Below are 3,747 nucleotides of genomic sequence, written 5' to 3' on the forward strand. Positions count from 1 at the left end.
GGGGTGGAGGGGACGCTGCGCATCGCCGCGTTCCGCAGCGTCGCCCTGCATCTGCTGCCGGCCGCGCTGGGCCGCCTGGCCGTGAGCCACCCCGGGATCAGGCCGGAGGTGCGGGTGGTGCGCGAGCTGGGCGCGGGCACGGCGGGCGAGGTCGCCGAGGGGCGCGCCGACATCGGGATCGCGACGCTCGGGGCCAACTCGCCGGTACCCGCCGGGCTCATCGGTGACGTACTCCTCGAAGAGCCCTACTCGCTGGTGCACCCGGCGGGCCACCCCGACCCGCGCTCGCTGCCGCTGGTGGACTGGCACGAGAACTGCGGCTCGTACACGCGGGAGTGGTGGGGACGGCAGGACTGGATCCCCTCGGCGACCGTCCTGACCGAGGACGACGGAGCGGTGCTCTCCATGGTGAGCAACGGTCACGGCATGGCGATCATGCCCGCACTCTCCCTGACCGGAGCACCGGACACGGTCGAGATCACCGATCTCGGAACGGCGCGCCCGACCCGTTCCGTGGGCTATGTCACCACCCCTGAGCTGGCCCCTTCGGTTGCCGTCCGGGCCTTGATTCGCGAGCTCAGGGCGTCGCGCGCGTGAAGGCCGTCTCAGATAGTAGGAAGTCCGAGTAATTGTGGAGACAGACGCTCCGTCCTCCCTTAGCTTGGAAGAAGCCGAACGTCTCGCTCGATCAAGCGACTGGCGGTCGTGAGCCGGAGCCGCACGCAGGCGAACCCTGCCGCTCCGTTGCTCCCCGCCCCGGCGTCTCGAATGAATACACCCTTCCCTCCAGGAGTGGATCCCCCATGGCCGAGACGACCGCCCGCCGAGTCCGTCACACCTCCCGCACCAGCGACGCCGAGCGCAGGAACGCCGCCGCCGCCCTCCAGCGAGCCCTCGACCGCCGGGACAACGGCGGCGAAACGGGTCACTGAGTCCCGCGCACGACCTCGAAGTGGTCGATGCGCTCGCCGTTCTCGGCGAGCGCGGAGACCGAGAGCCTCGGGCGCGCCCCGGCCGTCACCTCGACCGCGAGGAACGAGAAGCCGGTGTAGCGCACCCGCGACCACTCCACGGTGTCCGGGTCGGGGCGGCGTGACTTCGTCCAGTGGAAGGTCACGATGCTCTCGTGATCGTGGACGTCGCCCTCGTAGCTGTCCCGCACCCCGGGGCCGAAGCCGTAGAGGTCCTTGCCCGCGCCGCCCGCGGTGACGTACACGATGCCGTCGCGCGTCGGATCGGTCGACGCGCCGACCGGCACGGGTTTGCCGACCTCGCCGCCCTTGATGGCGTCCGTGCGTTCATAGACGTGGTTGTGGCCGTTGACGACCAGGTCCACCTGGTGCCTGGTGAACAGCTCCAGCCACGCGTCGCGCACCCCGCCGTCGGAGGCGTGCGTCGACGTGGAGTACATGCAGTGGTGGAAGAAGACCACCACGAAGTCGACGGCGTCGTCCGCGCGCAGATCGCGCAGCCGCCGGTCGAGCCAGGCGGTCTGCCGCCCGTCGGTGTACCCCTTGTTGGCGGGGATCTCGTACGAGACGTCGTTGGCGTCCAGTGCGACGACGCCGACGTTTCCGTACCGGAAGGAGTAGACGCCCGGTGCCTTCTCCGGGTCGAAGCCGTTCTCGGGGAGCGACCAGCGGGCCCGCTGTCCGCCGTAGCCGTTCGGCGAGTACCACGCCTCCATGTCGTGGTTGCCGGTGGTCACCATCCACGGCACCGACTTCGCGACGGACTCCGTCTGGGCGAGGAAGGTGTCCCACACGCGCGCGTCGTAGGTGTCCGAGTCCTTGCCGTGCCCGGTGGTGTCCGCGTAGCAGATGTCGCCCGCGTGCAGGTGGAACGACGGGTTCTGGCCCAGGATCACCTGGTCGTTGGCGAGCGCGTGATAGCTGACGCCCTGGTCGCCGAAGGCGGTGAAGACGAACTTCTCCGGCTGCGCGGGCGCGGTCCTGAACGAGCCGATCGTCGCCATCCGCTCGGGCGACGCCGGGTCGAAGCCGTCGTGGCCGACGCCGTAGTAGTACGTCGTGCCGGGCCGGAGGCCGTCGAGCGCCGCGTGCAGGTAGTACTGCTCGACCGCGGGCAGCTTCTTCGACAGCGACGGGGTGTGCAGGTCGCGCACCTCCGCCTCGACCTTCTGGCCGAGGTCCCAGGGCTTCGGACCCACGCGCACGTACGGGGACTTGACCGCGAGTGGGACCTGCCAGGAGATCCGCATCTGCGTCCGCGGGTCGGCGCCGAAGGCGAGGTGCCTGCCGAAGGGCGCCACCAGTTTGCCGTCGACCCGCACCGGCGCGGGCGGCGCGGCCAGGGGGCGCGCCGCCGAAGCCGCGCCGCCGGAGGCGCCCGAAGCGCCGGCCGCGCCCGAACTGCCGCCGAGCAGGGCCACCCCGCCGACCGCCCCCGCCGTCGCGAACGCACCGGCGAGCACCTTGCGGCGGCCGAGCTTCCCGCGCAGGTACGCGTGCTGTTCGGGCATGCTCATCGCGGCCGCGAGCCGCTCCGGAATGCCGACGTCGGGAGTGTCCATGGCAGGGAACTTCCCAGCGGAGGCCAACTCCCGCCCCACTTCCGGGTGAACAGAAGCCGTCCACGAGGCGGCTGTCCGCATGCCGGACACGGCATGTCATCCCGTGGGACGAAGAGTACGGTGCTTGCATGTCGGCCAGTTCTCGCAGCATCAATCTCGCAGTCATCCCCGGAGACGGCATCGGCCAAGAGGTCGTGGCCCAGGGGCTCAAGGTCCTCAACGCCGTGCTTCCGCAGGATGTGAAGCTCGAGACCAAGGAATTCGACTTCGGCGCGAAGCGGTACCACGCCACCGGTGAGACCCTCACCGACGCCGACGTCGAAGAGCTCAAGCAGCACGACGCGATCCTGCTCGGCGCGATCGGCGACCCCTCGGTCCCGTCCGGCGTCCTGGAGCGCGGCTTCCTGCTGAAGCTCCGTTTCCTCTTCGACCACCACGTCAACCTGCGGCCCTCGAAGCTGCTCCCGGGTGTCGCGACCCCCCTCAAGGGCCAGCCCGAGATCGACTTCATCGTCGTGCGCGAGGGAACCGAGGGCCCCTACACGGGCAACGGCGGCTCGATCCGCACCGGGACCCCGCACGAGGTGGCCACCGAGGTCTCCGTCAACACCGCCTTCGGTGTGGAGCGCGTGGTCCGTGACGCGTTCGCCCGTGCGCAGGCCCGCCCGCGCAAGAAGCTGACGCTGGTCCACAAGAACAACGTCCTCGCGTACGCCGGTCACCTCTGGACCAATGTCTTCAACCAGGTGGCCAAGGAGTTCCCCGAGGTCACCACCGACTACATCCACGTCGACGCCGCGACGATCTACCTCGTCACCGACCCCGGCCGGTTCGACGTGATCGTCACCGACAACCTCTTCGGCGACATCATCACCGACCTCGCCGCGGCCGTCTCCGGCGGCATCGGCGTCGCGGCCTCCGGCAACATCAACCCGAGCCGCGAGTTCCCGTCCATGTTCGAGCCGGTGCACGGCTCGGCCCCGGACATCGCGGGCCAGGGCAAGGCGGACCCGTCGGCGACGGTCCTCTCCGTCGGCCTCCTGCTCCGCCACCTCGGGTACGAGGCCGAGGCCGCGCGCATCGAGGAGGCGGTCTCCGCCGACCTCGCGGAGCGCGGCGAGACGGTCCGCAGCACCGAGCAGATCGGCGACGCGCTCGCCGTACGGGTAGCGCGCTGACCCGGTAGCTCGAAGATCGAACAGAAGCCGCCGGGC

4 protein-coding genes are annotated in these 3,747 nt (G+C 70.3%); 3 read left to right on the forward strand and 1 reads right to left on the reverse strand.

Translation table 11 applies throughout. The annotated features are described in order from the left end of the window. Both AOK03_RS35455 and AOK03_RS44940 read left to right on the forward strand, forming a co-directional pair. Nucleotides 1–597: LysR family transcriptional regulator substrate-binding protein (locus AOK03_RS35455; protein WP_055569503.1), on the forward strand; the 597-nt coding region annotated here is incomplete at its 5' end. A 206-nt stretch (nucleotides 598–803) separates the two neighbouring features. Beyond that, nucleotides 804–932, forward strand: coding sequence for a hypothetical protein (locus AOK03_RS44940; RefSeq protein WP_263398816.1), 129 nt, complete (start codon nucleotides 804–806; stop codon nucleotides 930–932). Here AOK03_RS44940 and AOK03_RS35460 read toward each other — a convergent pair. Beyond that, nucleotides 926–2,533, reverse strand: coding sequence for a purple acid phosphatase family protein (locus AOK03_RS35460; RefSeq protein ID WP_055569504.1), 1,608 nt, complete (start codon nucleotides 2,531–2,533; stop codon nucleotides 926–928). The two genes, AOK03_RS44940 and AOK03_RS35460, sit on opposite strands and share 7 nt — an antisense overlap. Before the next feature lie 128 nt (nucleotides 2,534–2,661). On the opposite strand from AOK03_RS35460, the gene AOK03_RS35465 reads away from it, so the two are divergent. After that, nucleotides 2,662–3,711, forward strand: coding sequence for a 3-isopropylmalate dehydrogenase (locus AOK03_RS35465; RefSeq protein WP_055569505.1), 1,050 nt, complete (start codon nucleotides 2,662–2,664; stop codon nucleotides 3,709–3,711). The last annotated feature ends 36 nt before the right edge of the window (nucleotides 3,712–3,747 follow it).

This window comes from Streptomyces atriruber, from assembly GCF_001418325.1.
Taxonomy (GTDB): Bacteria; Actinomycetota; Actinomycetes; order Streptomycetales; family Streptomycetaceae; genus Streptomyces; species Streptomyces atriruber.